The sequence below is a fragment of the Lysinibacillus sp. FSL M8-0216 genome (assembly GCF_038595555.1).
Taxonomy (GTDB): domain Bacteria; phylum Bacillota; class Bacilli; order Bacillales_A; family Planococcaceae; genus Lysinibacillus; species Lysinibacillus fusiformis.
On record NZ_CP152007.1, the window covers coordinates 2,684,531 to 2,709,992 of the forward strand.

The window sequence follows — 25,462 nt, forward strand, 5'->3', positions numbered from 1 at the left end:
TCTTTATCTATCTTGATTTTCATAATAGGCTTCATCCGCATATTTTCGGTCAGTTCCTTTCAGATAGGCTAGGATGATTGATGGACGTTTAAGTAATATCCAATCTCCATTTTTATCAAATTTCCTACTTGAAGTGATCATTCCATTTTGAATGGTCCCAAATTTTTTCCCACTCTTTTTGCCCAACACTTTTAATCGTTTAGCGAAATCTGCATCTTCTGCCATAAGCATTTCTTCATTAAAACCATTAATCAATTTAAAGTCCTCTTTATAACACCAAAAGATCCCCACAGAAATAGCTCCATATTTAAAGAATAATGGGCCAATTAGTAACAAAGCTGAAACAAAAATTCCTAAGGACATTCTTTCAAACTTTCCTGTAACTCCGCCGCCAATATACTTTCCTGAGCTTAAATACTCCTCTGCCTTTGACAACACATGATCATTCATCAGTGTATCTGCATCAATCGTAACGATGATTTCACCTCTCGCTATTTCAACACCAGTGTTCCTTATCTTAGAAAGGTTCTTGTCGTCATTCTTTAATACGATACAATTATACGATCTTGCAATTTCCTCCGTTTTATCCGTACATCGATTTAATATAACAATGATTTCAACTTGATTTTCAAATGGTTTAGAAGCTTTTAAGATGGATTCTATGCATTTCCCAATGTACTGTTCTTCATTATGCGCGGGTATTACAATTGAAAATTTTATAGCCTCCTTATTTTTTTCTTCTAAAGAGTTCTCTTTTTCGCCCATACATTATCTCCCCTTTAAATGAAACCATTTTTATTTCTGTAACAGTGACTTGACACAAGAGTGAATGTTGTGAAAATGAAATCGAAGTGACACTATCTATTCATTCCCACTGCCAAACACCACCCTTATAAGGAATATTATCTCATTAAATATCGACCTGAACGAATCAAAATTTGAAATTTTTTCTAATTATTATGTATTGCAGTTTCAAGACACTTAGAAGTCTTTATCCGCAGCAAATTAGGAAATATTTTATACATTTATTGAGCTCTTAAAAAATGTAAAATAACGGCAATTAATCTTTCCGCTTTGGGAGCCATATCCTCTCATTTTAACTCTTCAAAATCACCATGGTTATTGTAATTCACTTTCTGGTCTCGCGACTAAGATTGTCTTATATTCTTCATCTGGAAAAGAAAATACTCTTTTATAACCAAAAATGGTACATTAATAAGGACTGAAAGTACGTTGTGTTGAATGAGCTCCACCATAAACTATTTTGAGAAGTAACGTGCGATGATGCTGCGGCTTTTCGTAAAAAGGACTGATAAGATGAAAAGATTTATGTGGACTATCAGCGACATACCAAGCTTGTAAGGAGTGCCGATACATCCCTTGACCTCTCTGCAAGCTTGGGTTTCTCAAGGGAGCTGATATGAATGAAAAATCGATCAAGGGCCTATATTCGCCATCAAAGAGAGCGAATGATTCAAAAGAAATGGGCTATTTTACAGAATATTATGTTACGGGAAAATGAATACATGCCTGTACGGGGTACATTGAGCAAAGGTAAAGTGCATTGCTCTTGTAGAATGTGCCGCTATGAGCAGTATCATTCGATTCCAAAAACCAAACATAAAGCAAGGTTAAAAGCTATGGAACAGGAAATAGACGAATATGTCTATTTCCTTTTAGCATGCTGTTCTTTCTTTACATGATCTTGCCCTTACAAAAAGCATATCGCTTGGAAATAAAAAATAATTTCCCGGGTAAGCGCAAGAAATGACAAGTTTAGTCTTCGCTAGCAACACTAAGCGACTGATTTCATCATTATCCATGACTTGCTTAAGTGATAAAGCAAGCATTTTCCCTCATACTATTCCATTTCATAATTAATTTCCACATGAATTGTATTTATTTCCTTACTAAGAATGTCTTGCCATCAATACGTTAATGTAGTGTTGTTCGAGCATCTGCCACTCTCCCTTCATCCTATATCAAATTTTCTTTAATAGACATATTGCCAAACCATCCTCCATATTCAATTCATATAATATTAGAGGAAATAAAGGAAGTTGCATTTTCTTGAAAACTTTCATTTTCTAGTGTGATAACAATCTACTTTTGGACTTGTATAACAACTTCGTAAATCTGATTTTCTCACTAAAGATTATTTTTTTGAAGGGAGGTGAAAAAATGGCACTTTCAATTATAAATATCCATGTAAATGTTACAGGAACTTCCACTAAATTCTTTAATATTTTAGCAGCAAATTTAGCTGTCACAGATGGCACGACTATTGCTGCAACTGCCTTTTTAAATGATAGTGGAAATGCCGCTACTGCTTTCCCAGTAGTCAATAATGGCTACTATAATTTCTATATTAATGGGGTATTACAGGAAGGTGGCTCCTATACAGTTTCTGCAACAGAGTTAACCTTTAACGACGTTACGGGTACACTCACTGCCGGTACGCCTTTAGTAATAGAAGCGGTAGAATTAGTTACACAAACGTAATAACTTAGTAATTCCCATTATTTTATGTTCGAGGGTCACTACATCCCCAAGTGACCCTTAAATTTCTTAAAGGAGAAATCACATTAATTTTTCTTATACTTAATAAAGTAATAAACAAATAAAAAGTTCATAGAATAACATTGCATCATTCATTTGATTACGATGGATACTAAAATATTGAACGAAGGAGAATGACGATGAGCATTGAAATTATTAAACTCGCACCAACATTATTACATGTGTTTAAAGCTGGTGAGTTGATTCCAAAAAAAGAAAAGCGCATTATTTATGGACAAGCTACATCAGACGCAAATGGTATCGCTACCTTGTATGTTACAGACAATGCATTAGCGAATGGCAATCCTTTGTTATCAACTATTGATTTCGCAGTATCAAGCGTTTACTCTACAAATGCTTCGATTAATTTAAGACCTAGAGTACAAATGAGAGAGAAAAATATTGCTGCAAAATATGTCTCTGCTAATGTGACAAATATTAGTGGTGTGACGGTATTAGGCATTAGTGTATTGGGGTCTGAAAATCCAGTAAGCGGCGTTATTGTCGACTTTATGGTTCTAGGCAGCTTTGATCATTAATAGAAAGTATGGAGGTTTTTCATTGATGATGAAATAATGAAAAAAGGATGCCCAAAAAGAAGAGCCTTTTTGAACATCTTTACTTTATTGCAAAGGAATATTCAATTCAATATTTTTCCCAATAGGATTGACATAATAGTTTAAATATATTTTTGCCTTTCCATTATAATCTTCAAATTGTGTCGTTTCCACTACGTATTGCTCATCTCGTGAAATCGGAATACCTTTGAACTCTAACAGCGTGCCATCTTCTTTTATTGCATCAGAGAACATTAAAAATTCACCTTGATTATCCTTATTCATCTTTACTGATACACTTTGCTCCGCCGCGGAAATATCACCATTAAAATAGCATCACGTCCATAGCATCTTGCTCATTTTTAATATATGTAAAAAATATCCTCACCCATTTCAATAAGGGAAAGTATCACTTCATGATCCCCCCGTATAGCAGGCTGCTCTAATTCAAATTCCATCCTTTTCGCCTCCTTCCTCCATTAGACGGAGTGATTCTTCTTTTCGTTCAAAATCTGTAAAATTTTCTTTTAAATTGGAAGTGACAAGGTTCTTATCATAAGTATTTTTCACAAATAGAATAAAACCAGTAAAACACATCTTTCTGTGCCTTACTGGTTTTATAGAAGCCTACATTTTATGAGTGAGAGAATTCCAAGCTCGATGTTTCAGTGTTCCCCTCTTTGTCATTCTCAGCTACTAAAGCGCAAAATGATGCATTTTTCTTTCTCTCGTACCCCCATGGTCATCGGTTATCCTGCTACCATTTGTAGAATCGTCGACCTTTTTTTTGAAGAACGGCCGCCCCTATGATTCGACCACCACGTAAAACATTTATAAATTATTGTTTATCGTGTATAAACACCTATGAAACCATCCTCATTCCCATTATTAAGAAGTTTGATTTCCTCATAGGGATTCTTCTTGTTACTTTCTAAAAGAAATAGCTTTTTGTTATTTGTGCTACTTCCTTCTGTAGTTGTATAGGTAAAAGTTAAAATTTTCTTTTCCTTATTATATTTAAAAGAGTAATCAGAGTAATTCTTTGTAGTTGAATTTATTAAAATATATGTTTTATGTTCATTTTCATCGTAAGCATAAATTCCATCCTTTAACTCTTCTCCAAATATGTTAAGAACCTTCTTACCTTCTTCATGATTAGCATCCAGTTCTAGTACTCTTAAATTTTCTAAATTTGTATTTTCTGAAACAACAATTTCGGGATTGTTCTCTTCATAGTTTACATCCACTTTATAGCTGCAAGCCGTTTGCATTAACAATAATCCAAGTAAAGCACAAAATGTTAACCTCTTTTTCACGACTCTTTTTCCACCTTTTTATAAAATTTAATAATCTTGGTCAATACTTACATATTATACAATAACCTAAACTAGTATATACAAACATTGCCACTTAGTATATAATGGAAATTGAATTACAAATACAGGGGAGGTTGTTAAAAGATGACAGCAATTACTGGAAATAAGTTACTTAGTTCGTTGTTCTTTAGCTTTGTGTTATTTTTAGTTTTTAGTTGCAGTAGCCTTTTAGTCCATGCAGCCGAGAGTGATTCAGAATTACTACCCTTTGAAGATTTAGAATTTGTGACAGATGCTAGGTATAGCGTACCAACAGAAGACGGTGGCATGATTTTGTTTGAATCAGAAGAAGATTACCAATCTTATCTGAATAACAGCATACAACCTTTATGTGCTACATGTAATCAAACAACTCAGACAACACTTGAAAAATACACTGTTTCACGTGCATTTATTGGTTATCACCCCGCTACACCAGGTTGGGATAAAGTGAAAAGTGTATCCATCGCTGGTGGAATCACTTGGAGTATAAACGGCTCCTTTGCACAAGGTTCATCAACGTTCGGTATTTCATTTTCACATAGTTTTACGTCTACAAGGACTTATGAATCGCAGTACCCTACTAAATATATCCGTGTTGGTGTTAGAAAAGATGTTATTTACCACAAAGTAAAAAATGTAGTAAGAAATCCTATTGGTACAATTATCAACACGTATATTACTGAAACTGCAACCCCATATGGTGATACGTATACCGAGTTAATGTATAGAAATTAAGTAGCTATTAAACTGTTGTACAAGTATAAATATCATGTTACGAAAACCCAACTACAAACTTTTTTGTAGTTGGGTTTTTAAATTAACGAATGTATTGAAAGCAACTCAAGCACACTCTTTATTAATTAAAATAGAATAAATCCTTACGTCAATTGTGGGGTACAATCATACGTATCCCCCACATTCCTTGCTAGTTAAGCATTTCTAGACTTACCTAAAAATATTGTGTTCATAAACGTCAGGTTTTTAATTAAGCTTCTTTAATTTTGAAGAATGGTGTAGTTAAAGTAATTCTAATAATTATTTTTAAATCAATGTTTGTAATAAGGGGTTATTAAAGTAATTCAAGTGGGGTACAACAGCATTGGGATAGGACTTATGATCCTTTATTTTATAATTGATACTATATCTAAACTTTAAATAGACAACCCTACTATATAGATCATATTTTTCATTATTTTATAATCATCTCCTTTAGTATTAACTCCTTGTTATGTGTAACAATAATAAGTTGGCCAAGTTGTTTTTTTCCAAGGATTCGTGCCAAAATAAGTAGTGTAAAAAAAGAAAATAATGTTCTAAGAGTCATTTCCCAAAAATTAAGTGTAAAAAAGTGATCCATTCAATACTTAGCTCCTTAAACCGTTGTTGAATAATAGCATATACAAGAAACTCCTTCTAAAGCTAAATTTTTGAGAATTTGTTCAAAGATCATAAACCAGCCAATTCGAGCTGTAGCGTGTGCGAACGCTGCGGCTTTTTCTATGTTATAATTTACATAAAATACATAACGAGGTAATTTAATGGACATATTTACAGATATATCAATTGTGGGAAGTCTGTGGTTTTTTATACCACCACTGATCTTACTGCCAGTTGTAATGATAGGATGTGCAATGATTTATAAAATCCTATTGGGCAGCATTTTGCCAAAGAAGGTTTACAACTTTTTGCTTGGTCCTATTGCCCTGTTGGGTTTCATTATTTGGGCAATCCCAATGAACATGGGATTTTATGAGTTTTTTAGAGCTATATTATAGTCGCTCTTTTTCTATTCCAAAGGCAATAAACTATAGAACCTAAGTTAACTAAGCATATAAATAGTAGTGTTAAGCTAAACTAGTTTAACTTGAAACCTCTCGAATTGTTACTTAGGGTCACTACTATCCCGAGTGACCCTTTATTTTTTTTGAAAGCTGTAGCGTATGATGAAGCTGCGGCTTTTTTTCTATTCACTTTTGTCGTATTAACAAGACCATTAACATTCGTCAGTATTTACCTGACCTAAATTGACATATAATAACGTCGGGGAAATAAGTTTCTTATTTTTATCGCTGACGGATCGCCGTGTGCGATGAAAGTCGCCTGCACGGTGAAGGCTCGTTATAAAACCTTGATATAGACAAGGTATAAAACGAGAATAGCTTAACACCACCAGCACCAAGCATCACCTCTGATTTTACGTCAACGTCAATTACTATATACTTGGAACCAAATGCAAATTTTAAAGTGTATCAAGTTATCAACGGAAATATTGTATTTTCTTATTATTTTCCTTTCCCAAATAACGATGGAATAATAACCCATCAAAATCCTCAATTTGTTTCTGGTTCATCTTGGTGCGTAACACAAGTTGTAAATGGAGTAGAGAGCCCTTATTCAAATACAATAACGTTTCCGTAAAATTTTTTTATGACCTCACCATTCGGTGGGGTTCTCTTGTAAAATATGGTGTATTGAAATGAAAAAAATTTACAACGTTGAATTAAAAGAAGATGATTATTTATTTATTACTGCTAACCTAGAACCAATTAGCAGTAATTATATATCTAAAATGTTTAATGCTTTAAAGAAGAAACATGATTTTGAACGTTTCTCAGCACATATTCTTCGCCATACATTTGTAAGTATTCTTATTGCAGAGGGAACCGCTGTAACTACAGTTGCAAAAATCATTGGGGATACTCCTGAAATGGTGATGAGGGTATATACACATTCCCTCGCGGATGAGGAATTAAAGGCAACACAAATTCTTTCTTCTTTAATTAAAATTGAATAAATCATGATAAACATCAAATTTGGGGTACAAAGTGGGGTACATTCATAAGTTATACCCCACAACCCTTGTTATATCAGCATTTCAAAGCCTATCTAAAAATATTGTGTTCGTAAAGATAGTCATAGGAAAGGTCAACAAACAAGTATTCATGTTCGTTGATAGCAATTGAAAAGGTTCTTGTAATTTCGCCTGTTTCAATATCACGATAAAGCTCAGAGATTTCGCCACTTTGATCGTTTCGCATTTTAATAATCGTTTGTAAGAAGTATGGGCGCCAGCTCCAATTTTTGTTGATGGCACGTGGCTGCAACTCCCAATTTCCCTCTATTCTCATGACGTTCGGCGTTAATTGGAAGCCATCCTCATTACAAATATATAGTCTGAAAGAATAGTTATCCAGTAATTCAGCTAAATGCTCTAATTGTGAGGTATTATCACTCGTTGGTTTCACACGGTGTACAATCGCCTCTAATTCTTCTCTTAATTTCTTTAGCTGCAAAAATTGTGCCTCTAGCATTTTCTTTTCAGACGTAATAAATTGCTGACATTCTTTTTTAAAGCGTTCCTTTAATACCTCTTTATCGACAAGATTCATTGCAGGATTGGCTAAATAAGGACCTTGATAATAGCGTCCTCCGTTTTTCCAAGCAAATTGTAGCTGATAAACCGTTTCAATATCTTCGAATAATAGATTCGCACCTATTTTATAGGCAAGACTGCCAATAGCAGAAATCATATCGGATTGAGCAGACCAAGAATCATAATTTAAATCACGTGTATTCACTTTTAAAATATGGGGCGCCAATAACGCAATATGCTCTAAATGACTTTCAGCTCCTACTTCCTGAACAGCGATTTTTACCCCAAATGTCGTAAAATACCTCAGTGCATGGTGCAGTTTATTAATATCTCCTAAAAATCGATGCTCAGATACGACAAATACAATGCGGTTTAAATCTTCTTCTCCAATATATTGTTGGATGATATTAAAATGACTTTCACCAAAATCTTGCATCAATAAATTGGGGTTACTAGGAATGTATATATCAATATCTGATGCAATTTCCCCAATTTGGGCTAGTGCTGCATGCAAAATTTTATGTTCCATATCTATTCGATATTCTTCTGGAATATCTTCATTATTAACGAAATCCTCTAAATTAATTTGCTGACCTTCAATTTGTAGATGTCCGGAAATTTCGTAGGCTATCACCGTATGCGCGTCTGCGCTAAATATCGGCTGATAATACCCATGTATTTGATCTAAATTCGTTAACACTTCAATTGCGTCCATCTTCGAAACCTCCATTATGAATAACCTTTTATTTGTTATTCAAAAATAACATTTCATAGTCTTTTAATAGCTAAAAAAATGCTCTCTGACTGTATAATAAGTTTTTTATTGTAAAATCGCAACTTCACTTATTAACATTTCTGGCGTATCTGTCTGAAATTTTCTCATCATCTTCGTTGTCAACCTTATAATTTCCCATCATTTCTAATGGGATAGGTTACTTTTTTACGCCATCTTGTCATTGTATGCTTTCGTTCTACCTAACATGTTATTTATTCAAGGCTGTTCGCTCTTTTTACTATTCATTATAATTTATGCTATGAGCTTCCCTAGCGGCTGGGATAAAGGATGATAATGATTCATAAAGTAGTCAATTACCTAGCATTAATGGACAATTTTATGAAAAAAGCAGTATTCCAAATGGTCAACTAAGCCCCTGATGGAATACTGCTCATCGTTATTCAGACATGAAGAAATACCAAATGACAGCTATCACTAGTAATGATAAGATAACAGCTATCGTTACACGTAGTGGTGATATTGGAGCATCCCCACCTACTCGACCCGTTTGCCCATTGACCATAAAGCGATAAATTTTCTCTTTATAACGGAAGGACGACAACCAAATCGGTAACATTAAATATTTGTATGTAATATCATCATGATTGGTCGAAAAACGTAAATTCGATACGACATCCGCGCTATTTTCCCAACGAATTTTTGAAGTGATCTGCGCTTGAAGATGATCATGGATATCCCTCTTGGCATGATTCCAGCCATCCTGTAAGCCAATGCTATATCGTTCAGACAAAAAGCCCGATACATACTCTGGTTTATAGGCCTTATTGTTTAAAAGATTAAAAGGCTCGATTTTTCGCATCATATTCTGATCATAGCGAGTAGTTGCACTTATTAAATGATCGTCGATAAATTCCTGATAAAAGCCACTTGTTGAATACCAATCTGTTTCTGTATGTGTTTTACCATCTTTATCTGTAACGGTGCGATGTCGTCCATATCTGGCAGAATATCTGGAGCTTGTTTTCGTATCAAATGTCCAGTATGGAAGATAGACCCCTTTAAAGGCATCCGGCCGAGCACTAATTTTGGCAGCTTTCGGTGTAAACAATCTACCTTTTATCCACTTTTGAAAATGTTCCCCAGCTTGCTTATCTGTTACTTCAAAAGCGCATACACCATTTGGGGCTAGTGTGTTTTCAGCACTTGCTTCCATGACTTGATGGGAACCACAGTAAGGACAACTGTCAGCCACCTGTAGTGCATCGTATATCGTTTCCGCCGCACAGGCTTCACAGATCACTGTTTTTTTCTCCACACCCCAATTGAAATTGCCTCGTTCCTCCGCTGTGAAAAAATCCATTTCTTGAGCAGCTTTTTCTTCTTCTTGCTCTGGGGTAGCTATTTCTGACTCAAAGCCACAATAAGGGCAAGAAAGCTTACCTGTCGCAGGATTAAATTCAATTGATGCACTACATGAAGGACATTCCGCATCAAAATCAAGCTTTACTTGTTTGACATTCTCAACTTCTTGCGTTGACATGAATCATCCTCTCCTTACTTCACGTCGTTTTCATCAAACACATCGCCACATTCAGGGCAGAATTTTGGCGGATTAGTAGGGTCTTCTGGCGCCCATCCGCATTTATCACATGCATATACTAACGCTCCTGTAGGTTTTTTTGCCCCACATTCACTACAGAATTTTCCTTTATTTACCGCTCCACATGCACATGACCAACCTTCTTCAACTGGTTTTGATGTCCCACAATTTGAACAGAATTTCCCAGTATTTTCATGACCACATGTACATGTCCACGCATTTGCTTCATTTGCTGTTTGATTTTGCATAGCCGCTTGGGCCATTTGAGCTTGCTTATTTTGTTCATTCAATTGATAAAGCTGACTAGCATTAACGCCACCAGCTTGTGCAGCCATGTTCATGCCCATAAATCCTGACATTGCACCCGCATCATTGTTGGCAGCCGCAATCATCGCATCTGCCTGTGCCCCCGTTAAATGAGCCGCAGCCATCCCAGGATCACGCATCACAGCATTGCGTTGTAATTGTTTAATCATTGCCTCATCTTCTTCAGACGCTTTTAGTGTACTAATGCCAAATGACACAACCGCTAATCCTCGTGTCGCAAGCCATTTCTCTGATAATACTTTGTTAAGAGCATCTGCTAATGCAACTGTATGGGCAGGTATTTCACTATAACGAACGCCGCTTGCTGAAATTTGTGCAAACGCCGGTTGTAGCGCTGTCATTAATTCTGATTTTAACTGGCTATCAATCGAGCCCCGAGTGTATTCACGCTCTACATTGCCACAAACATTTGTATAGAATAATAGGGGGTCTATAATTTTATAAGAATATTCCCCGTGACAACGAATGGCAATATCAATATCTAAGCCAATATTGCGATCAATTACACGGAAAGGGACAGGTGCAGGCGTTCCATATTTATTACCTACAATTTCTTTCTTATTAAAATAATACACTCGCTGATCTTTTGCAGGCTCTCCACCAAATGTAAAACGTTTGCCAATTTGCTTGAAAGTCTCCATAATCCCCTGAGACAGGTCTGAGCCATACATAATGGAAGGTTCAGTTGACGTATCATAAACATACTCGCCTGATTCTGAAGAAAACTCTACGACCTTCCCCTGCTCAACAATCATCATACATTGCCCTTCATTTATCGCAATAATAGAACCATTACTAATAATATTGTCATTCCCTTTATTTGACCCACGTTTGGACGTGCGCTTCACACCTTTAGTCACCAGCACATCGGCCGATAATGACTCACAATAGAAATATTCACGCCATTGATCCTCTAAAACGCCAGATAATGCGCCAATTCCCGCTTTTAATAAACCCATTTAATTTCCCACCTTCACATTGATGTTTAGCTTATTTTATCATCTATAAACAATATGTAATACGCATAATCAGACAAATTGTTTCACTTTTCTTTATTCACGCATAAAAAAACGAGCAGCTCCTATGAGAACTGTCTCGTTTACTTTTATGAGAATGCCGCAATCGCTACAAGTACCCAAGCGACAATAAATAGCATTCCGCCTATGGGTGTAATCGCCCCAAGTTTTTTCACACCTGTCACTGCAAGGACATACAGGCTACCAGAGAAGAAAACAATCCCTGTAAACATTAAATATCCTGCCCATGAAAGCAGGCTAGAACTTCCTAAAAGCGCCTCATTCGAAAGAATACCCAACCCGATAATCGCTAATGCATGGTACATCTGATATTGCACAGCTGTTTCCCAAATGGCTGCATAATGAGGCGATGCAAATTTATCCTTTAGAGCATGCGCCCCAAAAGCACCTAAAATAACACCAATACAGGCCAAAACCGCGCCTAACGCTAAAAACATTTCCATTTATGGCTCTCCTATTTTGCCACAACGGCAATTTCTTTATATTTTGCATCCCAAGCAGGATCCACTTTACTTAACGATACCGGACGCAATGTATCCTTATGAGCTAAAATATGTACAGACTGTGCAGTGGCCGCCACCGTACCATCCTCATGTAAAATTTCATAGCCATAAGTTGTTCGTAACCGGTCATGCTTTTCTACCCAAGTGCGAACCGTTGCCACCTGCCCATAATGCATCGCAGCCTTATAGGAAATCGATAAATCCATAACCGGCGACACATAACCATCTTCTTCTAATGCCGCATACTTAAAGCCCGCATCACTTACAAGCTGCGTACGTCCAATTTCCATCCAAATGATGTAGTTTGCATGATAGACAACGCCCATTTGGTCTGTCTCCGCATATCGAATCTCAATCTGTTTTTCACTCACAAACATTTTCTTCACCTCGTCCTACATTATAGCGTAAAAATGTTGATTTGGTGGGGTTTTTGCTCTACGGAAATAAGAGAGTTGAAAAATAAATGGAAGTTATTCTTGAATAACTAAAATAAATTTGGATTTTTCTAAAATGAAATACATTTCATATAAACTCATATAAACACTTTTAAGTGGGGTACTTTCTGGTGTACCATCATTTTAGTATCAAAGTAATGAGCAGGTGCAATGTTAAATATTTTTATGTATTTCTATAGAAAACAAATTATTTCTTCCACAAATCATTGAAAATTTTCTGTACCTTTGAAATCTTTATCCCATCAGCTATCCATACATCCTCATCTTCACTAGACATTATACATTTATTTTAAATGGCGTTTATGCAACAATCGGGACAGGTTGTTGAGGAAAGTACATGGGAGACATATAAAGAACCCATTAATAATACTAAATAAAACATCCTCTATCTTGTATATTACATAGAGGATGTTTTTATTGAATATCAATTAAATTCTTGAATAAACCGAAACCTTATTTTTATTTTTCTAAAATTTCTTTCAATTGAGTTTCAAGCTTTTCAGCAGTCATAGCACCCCCGCCTAAGCTGATGTATTCATCACCTTTTTTCAATAAAAGTGTAGGATAACTATTAACGTTAAGTTGATGAACCTTTGTAAAGTCAGCATAAGCATCGCTTATAGTATCTTTTTCCTTCATCCGTTCAATAACTAAATCAGGATTAAGATTATGAGCAATAGCTATCTCCCTATAAGTTTCTTCAGCACTAAGGCTTTTTCCCTCGTAATAAAAAGCGTGTTGCATGGATGAAGCAAAATACACTGCACGTTCAAGTGCAATAGATCTTAATGCAGAAAACCCAATGGCTGCAACCTCAGAGTCCATAACAAAAGTTCCGTTTGCTAGAAGTTCTTGGTAAGCTTCACCATACACTACATCAGTAAGCTGACTTATGCGCTTATTTGCTTCAGGAATGTGAGGGTATTCATTTATAGGAAGACTTCTATCTCCTACAAATAAACCACCGGAAATAATTGTTAATGGTAATTCTGGGTACTTTTCGTGCAAAGTACGAATACTTTTCGAAAAGCCATAACACCAACCACAATAAGCATCCCATACATATACAAGAGAAATTTCTTTATCACTCATACTAAAAGCTCCTTTCAAAAGAATAATATTTTTTTGTACTTAGCGTTCTCCCACTACAGCGAAACGCTCATTTTTATGTTGTTGATTTTCTATTTCATCAAGTATTGCAAGAGCATAGTCTGCATAGCTAATGTAGCTTTCACCTGTTGAGTTTAAGATAATTTGATCTTTTCCTTTTTGGTAAGAACCTTTTCTCTCACCTTCTGGGTCAAAAACACCACCTGGGCTAATATAAGTCCAATGAACACTACTAGTATTTCGAAGGTCCTCTAGGTTTTCGCCCATATATTTTGCAGTTGGGTAATAGGCTTCTGGAAAACCTGGTGATTCAAATTTTTTCATTGTTTGAGATTCATCTACATACAAACTTCCTGCACCGCCTACTACAATTAATCTAGTTTCAGGAGCATCTTGTAATGCATTAATTAAAACTCTACCAGCTTCCACATGTTGTTGTTCTTGTCCATTGGGAGCCTTAAAGGCATTTACCACTACATCAAATTGATTAAGGTCTTCCTTTTTTAAATCAAATACATTTTTCTCTAATATTGCCACTTGTTCATGAGATACTTTAGCAGCATTACGAACAATAGCTGTTACTTCATGTCCACGACTAAAGGCTTCTTTAAGAATAAAACTTCCTGCTTTACCATTTGCTCCAATAATACCGATTTTCATGTTAATCCCCCTAATTTAAATAGTTATTCCCTGATAATTTTAGAAAGTTTTAGCTAAATCTTTTGCACGAGCAATAGCATCTTCTTTAATTTCTAGTGCTCTTTCAGGCACTTTATTATGTCCCTCAACGAAGAGTCCTTCTAAAGAAGGAACACCAAAGAAATTCATCATTACTTGGAGATGACGATGACCCATTTCAAGTTCTGCAGCTGGACCTTCAGAGTAAAAACCACCTCGTGCCTGTATGTGCAATGCTTTTTTGTCTGTTAGCAACCCTACTGGCTGTCCGTTGTCTGTATATCTAAAAGATTTACCTGCTACAGAAACTGCATCCAAGTAAGCTTTCATAACGGGAGGATATGAAAAGTTCCAGAATGGCGTAACAAAGACAAACTTGTCAGCCGTAATAAACTGTTCGTTTATTTCACCAAGGCGAGTTACTTTTAATTTCTCTTGCTCTGATAGATCCTCGAAGCTTGACCCTGATCTAAGCTTTCCCCACCCACTAAAAACATCTGCATCAATTTGAGGGATATTTTCTTTATATAGATCAATGTGAACTACTTGATCGTTAGGATTAACTTCTTTATACGTATCAATAAACGCTTTTCCTGTCGCCATACTGTAAGATTTTGATTCATCATGTGGATGTGCTGTGATATATAATACTGTTGTCATTTTGTAATACTCCCTTTCTTCCAAAGCATAGTAATAGTTTTATTAAATACAAAGGGTTATTGAGTTGTAACAATAATTGTTACACCCTTCTGTAACGATTATAGTTACACCTTATACGAATGTCAATAATCTTTTTTCAGTAATAATCTTTTTAAATAATTATTTGGATATTATCTAATTGACAAATAAATATATGTAACTAATATTATTACATGAGGGGTGATTTGCATGATAAATATACGTCTTTCTGTAGCGATCCATGTATTATCGTTAATTTCTACAGACTCAACATTATCATCTGAAAAGATTGCCAGCAGTGTAAATACAAACCCTGTTGTCATAAGACGAATTAGTAGTGACTTAAAAAAAGCTGGAATTCTGACTTCTAAAGTTGGCGTACCAGGTTCTTCCTTAACTCGAGACCCTAGTGACATCACTTTATTTGATATTTATAAAGCCGTTCATCTAGAAAAAGAGTTGTTTCCTATACACAATAACCCTAATCCTGATTGCCATGTAGGTAAAAAAATTCAACATACACTGAATGTAACCTTTGAAAGTGTACAAACCGCAATGGAAAACGAGTTAAAGAATAAAACTCTCGAAAGTATTATGAATCATCTCAATGAATAGAGATGATTTTTTTTATTAATTAATATTTAGATTTGATTTGGAGGATAATAGCTTCTTATATTAGGGGTGTTCCTATACGAAAGAAGGCGAAAAAGGGATAAGTTTGAATAAATGTACTTAAAGTAACAGGTGCAAGAGTTCAATAAGTGAGTTATTTAAAATGAGTAATGAATAAACATTATTATTCAATAACGGAGGCTTTAGTTCAAAAAGGAATTGGAAGTTAGATTTTATAATTTTTAATGTAAAGAAGAACCTATTTCAAAAATAATATTTTAACCCCGCCCTTGCTTAGAACAGGGTTATGCTTGATTGAAAATTAATTAGTCTTTGTACTGAACTATTGTTTAATCTCCTTTAAGTAGTTAAAAATTAAATTTTCAACTTGTGTTTTTAGCGCTTGTTTTGCGTACCGTAGTACTACATCTTCTCCAGGATTCTTCACCACAACGTCGCTAAAATATTGATCTATATGATCCACCTAACTATTTCGATTCTTTGTTTAGTCAACATGCGCTTTTTATTGTAGTAATCAGGCCTTATAACTTTTAAAAGGACATCAACTATTTCGATATAGACCTTGGACATCTTAAGATTCCCTAGTTTATCGTAGTCATTTTGTAAAGACTTTACTGCCAGCTCCAAAAGGATAAATTGATGTACATCTCTCCGTTCTTCAGGCTTAATCATCGTCTACGAATGATGCTTTTTTTTGAATTAGATCATATGTAATTCGTTTTATCGATAAATCTGTATCTAATAATAACTCTTTTTTGTACGTATCAATGCCAGTTACCAGCCCTACATGGTCATGTAGTTTATAGTGGTCCTACAGCGTTAATTTACCTAATTTCTGCAATTTAAACGCTCGCTGTACAGTTTGCTCTATCTCCTCTAATTCCCACGATCATGTAACATACAAATCACTCTCCATTCTTAATCGATATCTAAAATTTTTAGGATATCTAAGAAATGCACTTTGTGAATATTCATGTACTTATCTTTAATATGGATTAATTTAGTGTTTGCATCCATTTTTGTGACTGTACCTGTTAGTGGATCTTCCTGCTTATAAATGGTGAATACCTTTGTCTGATTACCCTGCATAGCTTCAGTTAGGGAGTTTGCGATTTCCTCTAAATCAAATTCATCTCGCTCAGGATGTTTTGACTCTTTTTTTTGTAGGTGTTTTTGTTTTAGCTGCCATTTTAACCTCTCGCTTAACAGAGCATTCGTTTGTATATATATTAGAACATATATTCGCTTTCCAGCAAGATAAAATGGCTGGAAATAAAAAAGGCTATCGTATTTGATAACCTTTAAAATCTTTCTTTGAAATTGACAGCTATAATATTCTCATCTCTGTGGACCATTCTAATTACGTTGTAACCCTGTTCCTTTAAAAGGTTTAGAGCCACATCATCTTTTAGTGCTTCATGTACTTCGTGTGTTAGATGTAGCTTGATAAACCTATAATTGGTACATGGTCAGGTTCACGTTTAATAAAAATTTTACTGGTACTATTATATCGTAATTTTTAACCACACCCCTTTTCAAATAGTTCTACAGAGACAGTTAAAACCCTTCCAGTTAATTGATAATCGATTTATATATACAAAACATATCAAATTCCCTAAAATGGTAAATAGTAGATAGATAAATTGAGGTGGAAATTGATGAATAAATGCCCTAATTGTTTAGCCAGTAACCCTTTTAAGAAAGTATATAGAGATGGTTTAGTATTTGTAAAATGTGAATATTGTAATACAATCTTTGAAGATACTTCAACGAGAAAAACGAGAGAAGTATCAGAGAGAGTACGAAACGAAGTCCAAAATGATGTGCAAAAAGAAAAATCTTCAGGTAAGGCTCTAGCAATTGGGATAGGACTTATGATCCTTTATTTTATTATTGATACTATATCTAAACTTTATTAAATTATAAAATAAAAGTTTGTTATATGAACAAGGGTATTTATGCTATCTCGGTCTTTCTGTTAAAAGAATGAAAAAAGCCCCCGTAAAAGTTAGATTGATGTCTAACTTTTACGGGGCAGTTCAAGTCGTTATTAAAAAGAATAATTTATTTTAAACAAACTTCCTTATCATTCAACCAATGTGCAAATTTCAATAAAATGTCCATCTGGATCTGCTACATATGCAACTGTTTGTCCCCATGGTTTTGTAGCTGGTTCCTTTATGATTGGTACACCCTGTTCACGGAGTTTCTCGATTGTTGCAGACACATCTTCAACAACAAATGCGATTTCAAAAGTTTGAGTTGACGAAGTTAATTCAGGTACATCTAAACCTATTTCTTCTTTGACAGATTTACGCGTATTAATCGATAGAGTTGTTACACCAGTGTCGAATTCAACATATGTATCTTGTTGCATTTTGATTTGCAAACCTAGAATGTCTTTGTAAAAACTCATCGTTTTTTCAAAATCATTTACGTAAAGAATGATATATTTCATAGTTAGTTTCACTTGCTTCTCTCCCACTTTTGGTTTAAATACCAGATTATAGTTTATTAACCATATAATTAAAGTATTGCTTGGACAAGTATAACATTCGATATTTATTTCTTTCAACTTGCAGGCATTTTTAGCCTTTTATATTAATTAAGATACCTAATCTCTTAAAAAATATGGGCTGGCCATGTCTGTCATGCTCCGAACAAGTTTGTTCAGCGCAGGTCGGTCGTCGGTCGGTCTTTCTCTAATATTTTGGTTTTTATAAATACCAATATAGGAAAGCCTTACCGGGCCGACCTACTTCCTAGCTTACATCATATTTTTTCTTTCACAAAACATGATACATGTTTTCATTTGTTCCTTTTGTTACATCTGTTCCTTTTGTTACTCAATCGCGCCCGATTGTTGAAGATCGTTTCACCTAAACCACCAGCAATTGTAATATAGGATTGAGAAGAATACAGATTTAGAAAGTCTCCATATACAGGTTTTTATTCATATAACATCCCTACAATGTTTTCTGCAAAATTTTGAAAAGTCTTATTGTAAACTCTCTTTATATACCTTTGTATAAAAAATGTATAAACAATATCCAATGAAAAAGCCAAGTAACGTTTGTTTTACAGCGTTTCTTGGCTTTTGTGTCTACCCAAACTTTTATTTGGGAACGTTATTTCGTTATTGGATGTACAGATATACAGCTCAACTTCTTAACATTCATCTTGATAAATTTGAACTGTTTTAGGTTTTAAATTAACTATATTTTTAAATACTTTAAGATTTTCTATATGTCTAAAAAATTCATCTAAGCTTTCAAAATCCATTGACCATTCTGTAACTTGTAATTTTTTAAATTCATCAATAGGAGTAAATAATAGTTTGCAATGAAGCTGGCTCATTCCTAAATATTCATCATCTTCGTATTCAGTAAACTGGCGTACAAACGAAAAATGAAACATTTCTTTACGGTAAGTACCACATTCGAATAAAATTTCCTTTTCATCTTCTCCTATAATATCTTCCTCACAAAATTCTTTAAATGTTGTCCAAATTGACGATACTGAATCTGTATCAACATTTATTTTTCCTTTCAAATAACCTTCTACTTCTTGAATCCTCACTATTTATCGCCCCTCTTGTTACTTGTTCAACCTTTATTAAGAATAAAGAGCCAAGTCTAATTAAGCAAATAAAGTTACCAAAGCGTCGTTTGGTAATATATCTTTAAAAATTGTTATTCAATAATATGGCCCGATTGTTGAATAAATGTTTTAAAAAGAAGCAGCCTTTCGGCTACTTCATCATCTGACTCAAAATATTATTTCTTACTCTAAAAATTGTCGTGCTAGATAACCCCATATGCTTGCCAATTGCACGTATGCTATCCCCATCTAGCAATCTATGAAGGACTTCAACCTCTCTATCGCCTTCTACAAATGGAATGTGTTTCTGCACTTCTGCTATCTTTTGCTCATATTGCTTAATTCGAAAATTCAGCGAATATACACGACGTTGTACTTCTGTAAACACTGGATCACTAGTTCCACCACTTGCCTTTGGTAATGTTGCTTCAAGGCCATACATAGCTGTTTTAGCTCCAATGTAGCTATTGTTATTCATCTTCGCTACCGGCTGCTTTGCTTCCTCAATTGTTTCAACCATCCAACGATAATTCTCAATCCACTGAAGTAAATCCTCTTTCGTAACTTTAATTTGCCCTGTTAACATAGGTTTGCCCTCCTACGGTCAATATTTGAAATTTTTAAATTTTTAATCTTAAATTACTAGCCTAAAATTGACCTCCAATATTCAATTACTCGTGGTACAATAATCCAGCAAGGAGGTTTTTATACAGTTATGGAAATATTATTTGGAATTATACCTATTTTCTTTTTATTAGTTTTCTATCTTGTACCAATAGTATTTATAGTCTGGTTCGTGCTTAAAATCATTAATATCCAAAAAGAACAAACTGAAATTCTATTAAGAATTGCTGAAAAGTTAGAAAAGTAATGTAGTATGGAGAGCTTCTATAAAAAGCTCTCTAACTTCTCACAAACCGCAAAACTACCACTAACTTTGATAACTCTATAGTTTGGATACCTAGTCATGTATTCCAGTACCAAGCGTCTGATTTCATCGTTATCCTTCGCCTGTTGAAATATCCAAGCAGGCAGAAGGACTTTGTGGGGTACGTTACTGTTCAATGATCAATTCCTCTTGAGTTAGTTCATCTTCAATAACTGAGTAATCCGTAACATCGATAACATCGCTCATATCCTCGGAAACCTCTGTTTTAATCGTTTCATCAACCTAGATTGACTTAGGAGCATATTTCAATACTTCTTTCAGTACAGTTTTCTTAGCCATCGCGTCATAATTGGTTTTCCAAGGGCTTGTCCAACCTTTCTGAACTGCTTGTGAGAACTTGTGAGCATGCTTTTCAACACGTTCTCTTGTCCAGTAAACAAAGTCGTATCCACCATTTTTCAAGTGGTATACAGCGTAGTAACCGATTGGTTCACCCTGTGGGTTTTGAGACGGAACATGAACAAGATCTTTGTGTAATCCGTTTGAGTAAGAAAATTCATCTTCTTGGAAAACTTCATATGCATAAATTGCCTTGTATTGCCCACTACGTACTGCTAAATCGATTAAGCCTTTATAACCTAATAGGAACTGAACTTGTTTGCCGTATGGGATTAGATAGGCTTGTCCTAGCCCTGTGTTTGGCTCCACTCCTAATTGAGCAGATTGCATAAGTGCAGCTAGAAGACTGAATTGGTCGCAGTCTAGTAATTTAGGAGTTATGTTCGAACTGCTGTTAAAGCGATTCGAGCAATGCGATCAGCATCCATGTGTTTTGGTAAAGCATGTTGGATTTCAGGTCCCATTTTTTAACAAAGCATTTCAGGATGTTTCAGGAGAAGCTTGCTTTGATACTTGATTTTGTGACTTTGCTTGATATGAAGAAAAGTGTATGGCGTCCTGGTACGTATATACATTATCAAGAGTCATATAACAATCATATAAAACCACCTATCGGCAATCACAAGTTACAAAAACCCACAAAAATGACTCTTCAAAGGGAATTAATTGATAAATTGGTTTCTTATAAGTTAAAACGTGCAACCATACAGGAGATATTTAGAGTTTTTAAGTCAGCTGTTTCATATGCTGTCGAGGAAGAAATCCAGCCGAAAGATTGTTTTACGAAGATGGATTTTAGCGCCGCACCTACTGGGGATAAAACAAATTTTTATACTGAGGAAGAATTAAAAACTTTTCTATCATGCGTGAAAGATAACGATCCTACTACTAGATATACTGCTATTCTTACTTTAGCAATGACAGGAATGCGGAAAGGCGAAATGATGGGAATAACATGGAATGACCTTGATTTTAAAGCAAAATCTATTACGATAAACAAAGCTAGAACAAGAACAGGTCTTGGTCCGCCAAAAAGCGATAACGGTTATCGAAAAGTAAGTATGAATAATGAATTATATTCGCAGTTAAAAATTTATAAAGCCTGGTGTATAAAGAAGAAATGGGAAAACAGCATGCCATAAAGACGAGGATTTTGTTTTCATTTCACGACAAGGTTGTAATCCAATAGGATTAACTTATGTTGAAGATGCATTAGACATGATTTGTACTAAATATAACTTAAGAAGAATTTCTCCACATGGATTAAGACATACAGTTGCTTCCATTTTACTGGCACGTGGGGAAACACTTGTTACAGTGGCAAAAATACTTGGAGATAACCCAAATACTATATTAAAAGTATATGTACATTCATTTGAAAAAGACGAAATTAAATCTATCGATCTAATGAACCAGTTTGCAAATGGATAAAATAAAAGTTAATAGCGATTTCTCATCAAATTGGGGTACTTTTTGTGGTTCGCTTTTACTGTGACCCCTCCCCTCCCTTATATATCAACGTTTTATTCTTTTTTCCATCCAAATGATGTAGTTCGCATGGTAGATAACGCCCATTTGGTCTGTCTCTGCATATCGAATCTCAATCTGTTTTTCACTCACAAACATTTTCTTCACCTCGTCCTACATTATAGCGTAAAAATGTTGATTTGCTGTGGTTTTTGCTCTATTGATTAGAAGAAGTTAAAATATGTATTTCTACGAAGATTTAAAATTAGATCAAAAAAATATTTTTAAAAAATGTTGGTTTCCTTTTTTACCAGTTGTTCACTGCTTAATTGGGGTACACTCGGGAACAAACATTAAAAAATCAAAGATGCTGGGCAGGTGCTAAAAATATAAAAATCACTTCTCTTAATGAGAGTGATTTTTATATTCTTTTTATTATAATGACAACATCTACCAGTGTTGATACAATTCATTCTCAAAGGATAAACTTTTACTAACTTTTTCTTTTTGTTCATTTAGCAGGAAGATTAGTATCTTTGATCAAACTTTCTATTAAAGCAAAATTATGCTTTCATAATATGAGTTGGCCTCCCTATAATTACCTCAGCAGCTTCCCTTGTAATCTCACCTAAAGTTGGGTGAGCGTGAAGTGTTAAAGATATATCTTTAGCAGTCATGCCCGTTTCGATTGCAAGACCCATCTCAGCAATCATATCAGATGCACCATCACCTACGATTTGAGCACCGATTAATACCTCATCTTTTTTGCGTACAACAAGCTTCACAAAACCTTCTGCTGTGTTTAAAGTTAATGTGCGGCCGTTTGCAGCAAATGGGAATTTTGCTACTTTCACCTCGATACCTTCTGCTTTTGCTTGCTTTTCATTGTAGCCAACAGTTGCAAGTTCTGGATCCGTAAAGCAGACAGCCGGGATTGCTAAGTAATCTACGATTGACTTTTCGCCAGCAATTGCTTCTGCAGCTACTTTACCTTCATAAGAAGCTTTATGCGCAAGTTGTGGGCCAGATATGATATCGCCAATTGCATAAATATTGGGTACTGAAGTACGGCATTGTTTGTCAACTTTTAATAAACCTCGTTCTGCGAATTTGATGCCTACTGCTTCAAGACCCATTTCATCTGTATTTGGACGACGGCCTACAGTGACTAATACATAGTTCGCTTCAACTGTTTTTTCTTCTCCACCAGCTTCATACGTTACAACTACGCCGTTTTCATTTTCTTCCACGCCTTTAGCTGATGCGCCAACAATAACTTCCACGCCTTTTTTCTTTAAGCCTTTTTTCACAACTTGTGTCATTTGCTTTTCAAAACCAGCTAAGATGTCTTTGCCACCTTCAATGATTGTTACTTGAGAACCTAAGTTAGCGTAAGCAGATCCTAGCTCAGTACCGATATAACCACCACCAATAACAACTAATTTTTGTGGTACTTCTAGTAAAGAAAGTGCACCAGTTGAGTTGATTACGCGTTCAGTGAATTTGAATGTTGGAATTTCAACTGGTCGAGAACCTGTCGCAAGGACTGCATTTTTGAATGTGTAAGTTTGTGAGTTGTCGCCGTCGATGACACGTACAGTGTTTGCATCTATGAAGGATGCTTCACCTTTCACGATATCAATTTTGTTGCCTTTTAATAGACTTTCAACACCACCTACTAATTTAGAAACTACGCCTTTTTTGAATTCTTGCACTTTTGTCCAGTCAAGTTTTATTCCTTGTGCAACAACACCCATATCATCTGAATGCTTTGCTTGCTCAAAACGGTGACCTACTGAAATCAGTACTTTTGATGGGATACAGCCGACATTTGAGCAAACTCCTCCTAAATACTCTCGCTCTACAATTGTTACGTTTTGCTTCATTTGAGAAGCACGTATAGCCGCCACGTATCCTCCTGGGCCTGCACCAATCACAAGTGTATCAATATACTTCATCTATTATTTCCCCCTCATTACTTGTTATAAAATGAAAAACATTATCCCAAAAAAATTCATCTTTCACACAATTATGGTGACCTTTTGTTACAACTTTAATTACTTGTTTAAAATTACTATCTTTTATTAGGACATCCACATTTGAAATAGGCACTTTTTTGTCCTTAATTGAGTGTATGGCTAGAGCTGGGGACTGTTGTGTTTTTAATATATTTTCTAAACACCATTCTCTTCTTGCTTTTAAAAAAACACCTCCCCGTAATAAAAACCAACTGACAAATAGCCAGCCAAAAGGAATATACGGTATTTTTACTTTCTCTGCCATTGATTTGCTAATACTTTTTAATGATGTAGGCATTGAATCGGTAATAAGTGCTTGTAACCTAAAATCTGTAGAATTCACAATACTTGCAGCAATCCCCCCCATTGAATGTCCTAAAACGTAGATCGCATTACTATTAATATCTGGTCTCGTCCATACATAATCTATCGTTGATGTTATACTTTGAACAAACGATGCAATACTTACTTGTTTTTGTTTTGACTCACTTTCCCCATGACCAATAACATCCACAATTATTACGTCATAACCGTTAGCTAATAAGGGATCGACATACCGCAACATGTCTGATTTATTAGAGCTCCACCCGTGAATCAGTAGAAAACAACCTCTTGCCTGCTCACTTTTAATAAGCCATCCTCGAACTGTCCCAATGCCGAGTTCTATTTCAATGTTTTCATAAGTCGAATTCGGGTATTTTTTACACTCTTTCATTTTCGGTGTAAAAATATGAAGAATGATATATCTCCTTAGAGAGAAAATAATTGTTATGAAAGCAACGAATAAGAAATATTTCATAAAAACACCTCCACACAAGATACCGAACGGTCTCTTTTTGATTATAAAAAAGACGGCTTTAATGCCGCTAGTTAGCAATCATTGCGATATATTGCCTCAAATTATTTATTATGATCTCTGTTAATTGTCCATCATTCTTTAATCTATCTAAGACGAGCCCGCCTTCAAGTGTTGACACAATATAAATCGCAGTGTCGTACGGCTGCACTGACTGCTTCAACTCCTGATGCTTAATTCCATCCTCTATAATATTCATTATCCACATTATCAACATATCCATAGCTTCTTTGATCGATGGCAGTAATGTACTCCCTTCTAAATCATCCATTTCTATAGCTGCGTTAAAAATAGGACATCCACCTACTATGGGTTTTCCTGAACTTAATTGTAGAAAAGCCTCCACAAATGCGATTAATTTATCTGTTGCATGTTCGTGTATTGAAACACTCATCTTTAAATGCTCCTGCATGATTTCAGTTGAAAAATGAAAAGACTCAACCATCAACTGCTCTTTATCCTTAAAGTGTCGATATATCCCCCCTTTTTGAATATTTGTTTCCTGAATAATGTCACTCATCGTTGTTGTCATGTAACCTTTTTTGTTAAAAATCGCAGAAGATTTTCGAATAATATTGCGCCTAGTTAATTCACCTTTTTTCATTTAAACCTCCAAAAAGATACCCTTT

Annotated in this window: 28 protein-coding genes; 10 read left to right on the forward strand and 18 right to left on the reverse strand. The window is 35.1% G+C overall.

Annotated elements, in window-relative coordinates:
• Positions 1-3: 3 nt before the first annotated feature.
• A complete protein-coding gene (locus MKX57_RS13120; RefSeq protein ID WP_090002736.1) occupies positions 4-765 on the reverse strand; it encodes a glycosyltransferase in 762 nt (253 codons plus the stop codon).
• Positions 766-1,424: 659 nt separating this feature from the next.
• On the opposite strand from MKX57_RS13120, the gene MKX57_RS13125 reads away from it, so the two are divergent.
• The 3 genes from MKX57_RS13125 to MKX57_RS13135 all read left to right on the forward strand — a co-directional run bounded on the left by MKX57_RS13125 (position 1,425) and on the right by MKX57_RS13135 (position 3,098).
• Positions 1,425-1,703, forward strand: coding sequence for a hypothetical protein (locus tag MKX57_RS13125; RefSeq protein WP_089986989.1), 279 nt, complete (start codon positions 1,425-1,427; stop codon positions 1,701-1,703).
• 478 nt (positions 1,704-2,181) lie between these two features.
• Positions 2,182-2,502: a DUF4183 domain-containing protein gene (locus tag MKX57_RS13130; RefSeq protein ID WP_043990304.1), complete on the forward strand. Its 321-nt coding sequence runs from the start codon at positions 2,182-2,184 to the stop codon at positions 2,500-2,502.
• Between the two features lie 197 nt (positions 2,503-2,699).
• Positions 2,700-3,098, forward strand: coding sequence for a hypothetical protein (locus MKX57_RS13135; RefSeq protein WP_043990302.1), 399 nt, complete (start codon positions 2,700-2,702; stop codon positions 3,096-3,098).
• 84 nt (positions 3,099-3,182) lie between these two features.
• On the opposite strand, the gene MKX57_RS13140 is transcribed toward MKX57_RS13135, so the two are convergent.
• Positions 3,183-3,401 carry a hypothetical protein gene (locus tag MKX57_RS13140; protein ID WP_008177421.1) on the reverse strand — a complete coding sequence of 73 codons (219 nt, stop codon included), beginning with the start codon at positions 3,399-3,401 and terminating at the stop codon, positions 3,183-3,185.
• Between the two features lie 560 nt (positions 3,402-3,961).
• Entirely contained in the window at positions 3,962-4,432 is a 471-nt protein-coding gene (locus MKX57_RS13145) for a hypothetical protein (RefSeq protein WP_342550350.1), read from the reverse strand.
• A gap of 144 nt (positions 4,433-4,576) precedes the next feature.
• Here MKX57_RS13145 and MKX57_RS13150 point away from each other — a divergent pair, with 144 nt between their 5' ends.
• The 3 genes from MKX57_RS13150 (at position 4,577) to MKX57_RS13160 (ending at position 7,268) form a co-directional block, all read left to right on the forward strand.
• Complete coding sequence (locus MKX57_RS13150) at positions 4,577-5,209, forward strand: hypothetical protein (RefSeq protein WP_008177415.1); 633 nt, start codon at positions 4,577-4,579, stop codon at positions 5,207-5,209.
• Positions 5,210-6,012: 803 nt separating this feature from the next.
• Complete coding sequence (locus tag MKX57_RS13155) at positions 6,013-6,249, forward strand: hypothetical protein (protein WP_008177407.1); 237 nt, start codon at positions 6,013-6,015, stop codon at positions 6,247-6,249.
• 701 nt (positions 6,250-6,950) lie between these two features.
• Positions 6,951-7,268: a tyrosine-type recombinase/integrase gene (locus tag MKX57_RS13160; protein WP_239354728.1), complete on the forward strand. Its 318-nt coding sequence runs from the start codon at positions 6,951-6,953 to the stop codon at positions 7,266-7,268.
• An 88-nt stretch (positions 7,269-7,356) separates the two neighbouring features.
• Here the strand turns inward: MKX57_RS13160 and MKX57_RS13165 are convergent, their stop codons facing one another.
• From MKX57_RS13165 to MKX57_RS13200, 8 genes are all read right to left on the reverse strand, one after another.
• Positions 7,357-8,562 (reverse strand): EAL-associated domain-containing protein, encoded by a 1,206-nt coding sequence (locus MKX57_RS13165; protein WP_043990300.1) that lies wholly within the window; start codon positions 8,560-8,562, stop codon positions 7,357-7,359.
• A gap of 457 nt (positions 8,563-9,019) precedes the next feature.
• On the reverse strand, positions 9,020-10,123 hold the full coding sequence (locus tag MKX57_RS13170; protein ID WP_171365001.1) for a hypothetical protein: 1,104 nt from the start codon (positions 10,121-10,123) through the stop codon (positions 9,020-9,022).
• Positions 10,124-10,137: 14 nt separating this feature from the next.
• A complete protein-coding gene (locus MKX57_RS13175; protein WP_089986986.1) occupies positions 10,138-11,469 on the reverse strand; it encodes an SPFH domain-containing protein in 1,332 nt (443 codons plus the stop codon).
• A gap of 146 nt (positions 11,470-11,615) precedes the next feature.
• Complete coding sequence (locus tag MKX57_RS13180; protein WP_008177401.1) at positions 11,616-11,990, reverse strand: DUF423 domain-containing protein; 375 nt, start codon at positions 11,988-11,990, stop codon at positions 11,616-11,618.
• Positions 11,991-12,001: 11 nt separating this feature from the next.
• Positions 12,002-12,427: a thioesterase family protein gene (locus MKX57_RS13185; RefSeq protein ID WP_036126381.1), complete on the reverse strand. Its 426-nt coding sequence runs from the start codon at positions 12,425-12,427 to the stop codon at positions 12,002-12,004.
• 537 nt (positions 12,428-12,964) lie between these two features.
• Positions 12,965-13,597 (reverse strand): DsbA family protein, encoded by a 633-nt coding sequence (locus MKX57_RS13190; RefSeq protein ID WP_008177398.1) that lies wholly within the window; start codon positions 13,595-13,597, stop codon positions 12,965-12,967.
• Between the two features lie 39 nt (positions 13,598-13,636).
• Positions 13,637-14,275 (reverse strand): NAD(P)-dependent oxidoreductase, encoded by a 639-nt coding sequence (locus tag MKX57_RS13195; RefSeq protein ID WP_089986984.1) that lies wholly within the window; start codon positions 14,273-14,275, stop codon positions 13,637-13,639.
• 39 nt (positions 14,276-14,314) lie between these two features.
• The gene (locus tag MKX57_RS13200; RefSeq protein ID WP_089986983.1) at positions 14,315-14,953 is read right to left on the reverse strand and encodes an FMN-dependent NADH-azoreductase; all 639 of its coding nucleotides are present in this window, start codon (positions 14,951-14,953) and stop codon (positions 14,315-14,317) included.
• Between the two features lie 228 nt (positions 14,954-15,181).
• On the opposite strand from MKX57_RS13200, the gene MKX57_RS13205 reads away from it, so the two are divergent.
• Together MKX57_RS13205 and MKX57_RS13210 are read left to right on the forward strand one after the other, a co-directional pair.
• On the forward strand, positions 15,182-15,586 hold the full coding sequence (locus tag MKX57_RS13205; RefSeq protein ID WP_089986982.1) for an Rrf2 family transcriptional regulator: 405 nt from the start codon (positions 15,182-15,184) through the stop codon (positions 15,584-15,586).
• Between the two features lie 1,676 nt (positions 15,587-17,262).
• Positions 17,263-17,523, forward strand: a complete 261-nt coding sequence (locus MKX57_RS13210; RefSeq protein ID WP_008177390.1) for a hypothetical protein — start codon at positions 17,263-17,265, stop codon at positions 17,521-17,523.
• 167 nt (positions 17,524-17,690) lie between these two features.
• Here the strand turns inward: MKX57_RS13210 and MKX57_RS13215 are convergent, their stop codons facing one another.
• The 4 genes from MKX57_RS13215 to MKX57_RS13230 form a co-directional block, all read right to left on the reverse strand.
• Positions 17,691-18,074, reverse strand: coding sequence for a VOC family protein (locus MKX57_RS13215; protein ID WP_237068886.1), 384 nt, complete (start codon positions 18,072-18,074; stop codon positions 17,691-17,693).
• Positions 18,075-18,772: 698 nt separating this feature from the next.
• Positions 18,773-19,183: a hypothetical protein gene (locus MKX57_RS13220; protein ID WP_239354729.1), complete on the reverse strand. Its 411-nt coding sequence runs from the start codon at positions 19,181-19,183 to the stop codon at positions 18,773-18,775.
• A 172-nt stretch (positions 19,184-19,355) separates the two neighbouring features.
• Positions 19,356-19,790 carry a hypothetical protein gene (locus MKX57_RS13225; protein ID WP_107922692.1) on the reverse strand — a complete coding sequence of 145 codons (435 nt, stop codon included), beginning with the start codon at positions 19,788-19,790 and terminating at the stop codon, positions 19,356-19,358.
• A 585-nt stretch (positions 19,791-20,375) separates the two neighbouring features.
• Positions 20,376-20,822, reverse strand: a complete 447-nt coding sequence (locus MKX57_RS13230; protein ID WP_342529545.1) for a recombinase RecT — start codon at positions 20,820-20,822, stop codon at positions 20,376-20,378.
• A 176-nt stretch (positions 20,823-20,998) separates the two neighbouring features.
• On the opposite strand from MKX57_RS13230, the gene MKX57_RS13235 reads away from it, so the two are divergent.
• Entirely contained in the window at positions 20,999-21,634 is a 636-nt protein-coding gene (locus tag MKX57_RS13235) for a site-specific integrase (RefSeq protein WP_342550351.1), read from the forward strand.
• Between the two features lie 43 nt (positions 21,635-21,677).
• Positions 21,678-21,923 carry a tyrosine-type recombinase/integrase gene (locus MKX57_RS13240; RefSeq protein ID WP_338138369.1) on the forward strand — a complete coding sequence of 82 codons (246 nt, stop codon included), beginning with the start codon at positions 21,678-21,680 and terminating at the stop codon, positions 21,921-21,923.
• Between the two features lie 599 nt (positions 21,924-22,522).
• On the opposite strand, the gene lpdA is transcribed toward MKX57_RS13240, so the two are convergent.
• The 3 genes from lpdA to MKX57_RS13255 all read right to left on the reverse strand — a co-directional run bounded on the left by lpdA (position 22,523) and on the right by MKX57_RS13255 (position 25,437).
• Positions 22,523-23,917, reverse strand: coding sequence for a dihydrolipoyl dehydrogenase (lpdA, locus tag MKX57_RS13245; protein ID WP_089987259.1), 1,395 nt, complete (start codon positions 23,915-23,917; stop codon positions 22,523-22,525).
• Complete coding sequence (locus MKX57_RS13250) at positions 23,904-24,776, reverse strand: alpha/beta fold hydrolase (protein ID WP_043990298.1); 873 nt, start codon at positions 24,774-24,776, stop codon at positions 23,904-23,906. Before MKX57_RS13250 ends, lpdA begins: the two co-directional genes overlap by 14 nt.
• A 67-nt stretch (positions 24,777-24,843) precedes the next feature.
• Positions 24,844-25,437, reverse strand: a complete 594-nt coding sequence (locus tag MKX57_RS13255) for a TetR/AcrR family transcriptional regulator (RefSeq protein WP_008177378.1) — start codon at positions 25,435-25,437, stop codon at positions 24,844-24,846.
• Between the last annotated feature and the right edge of the window lie 25 nt (positions 25,438-25,462).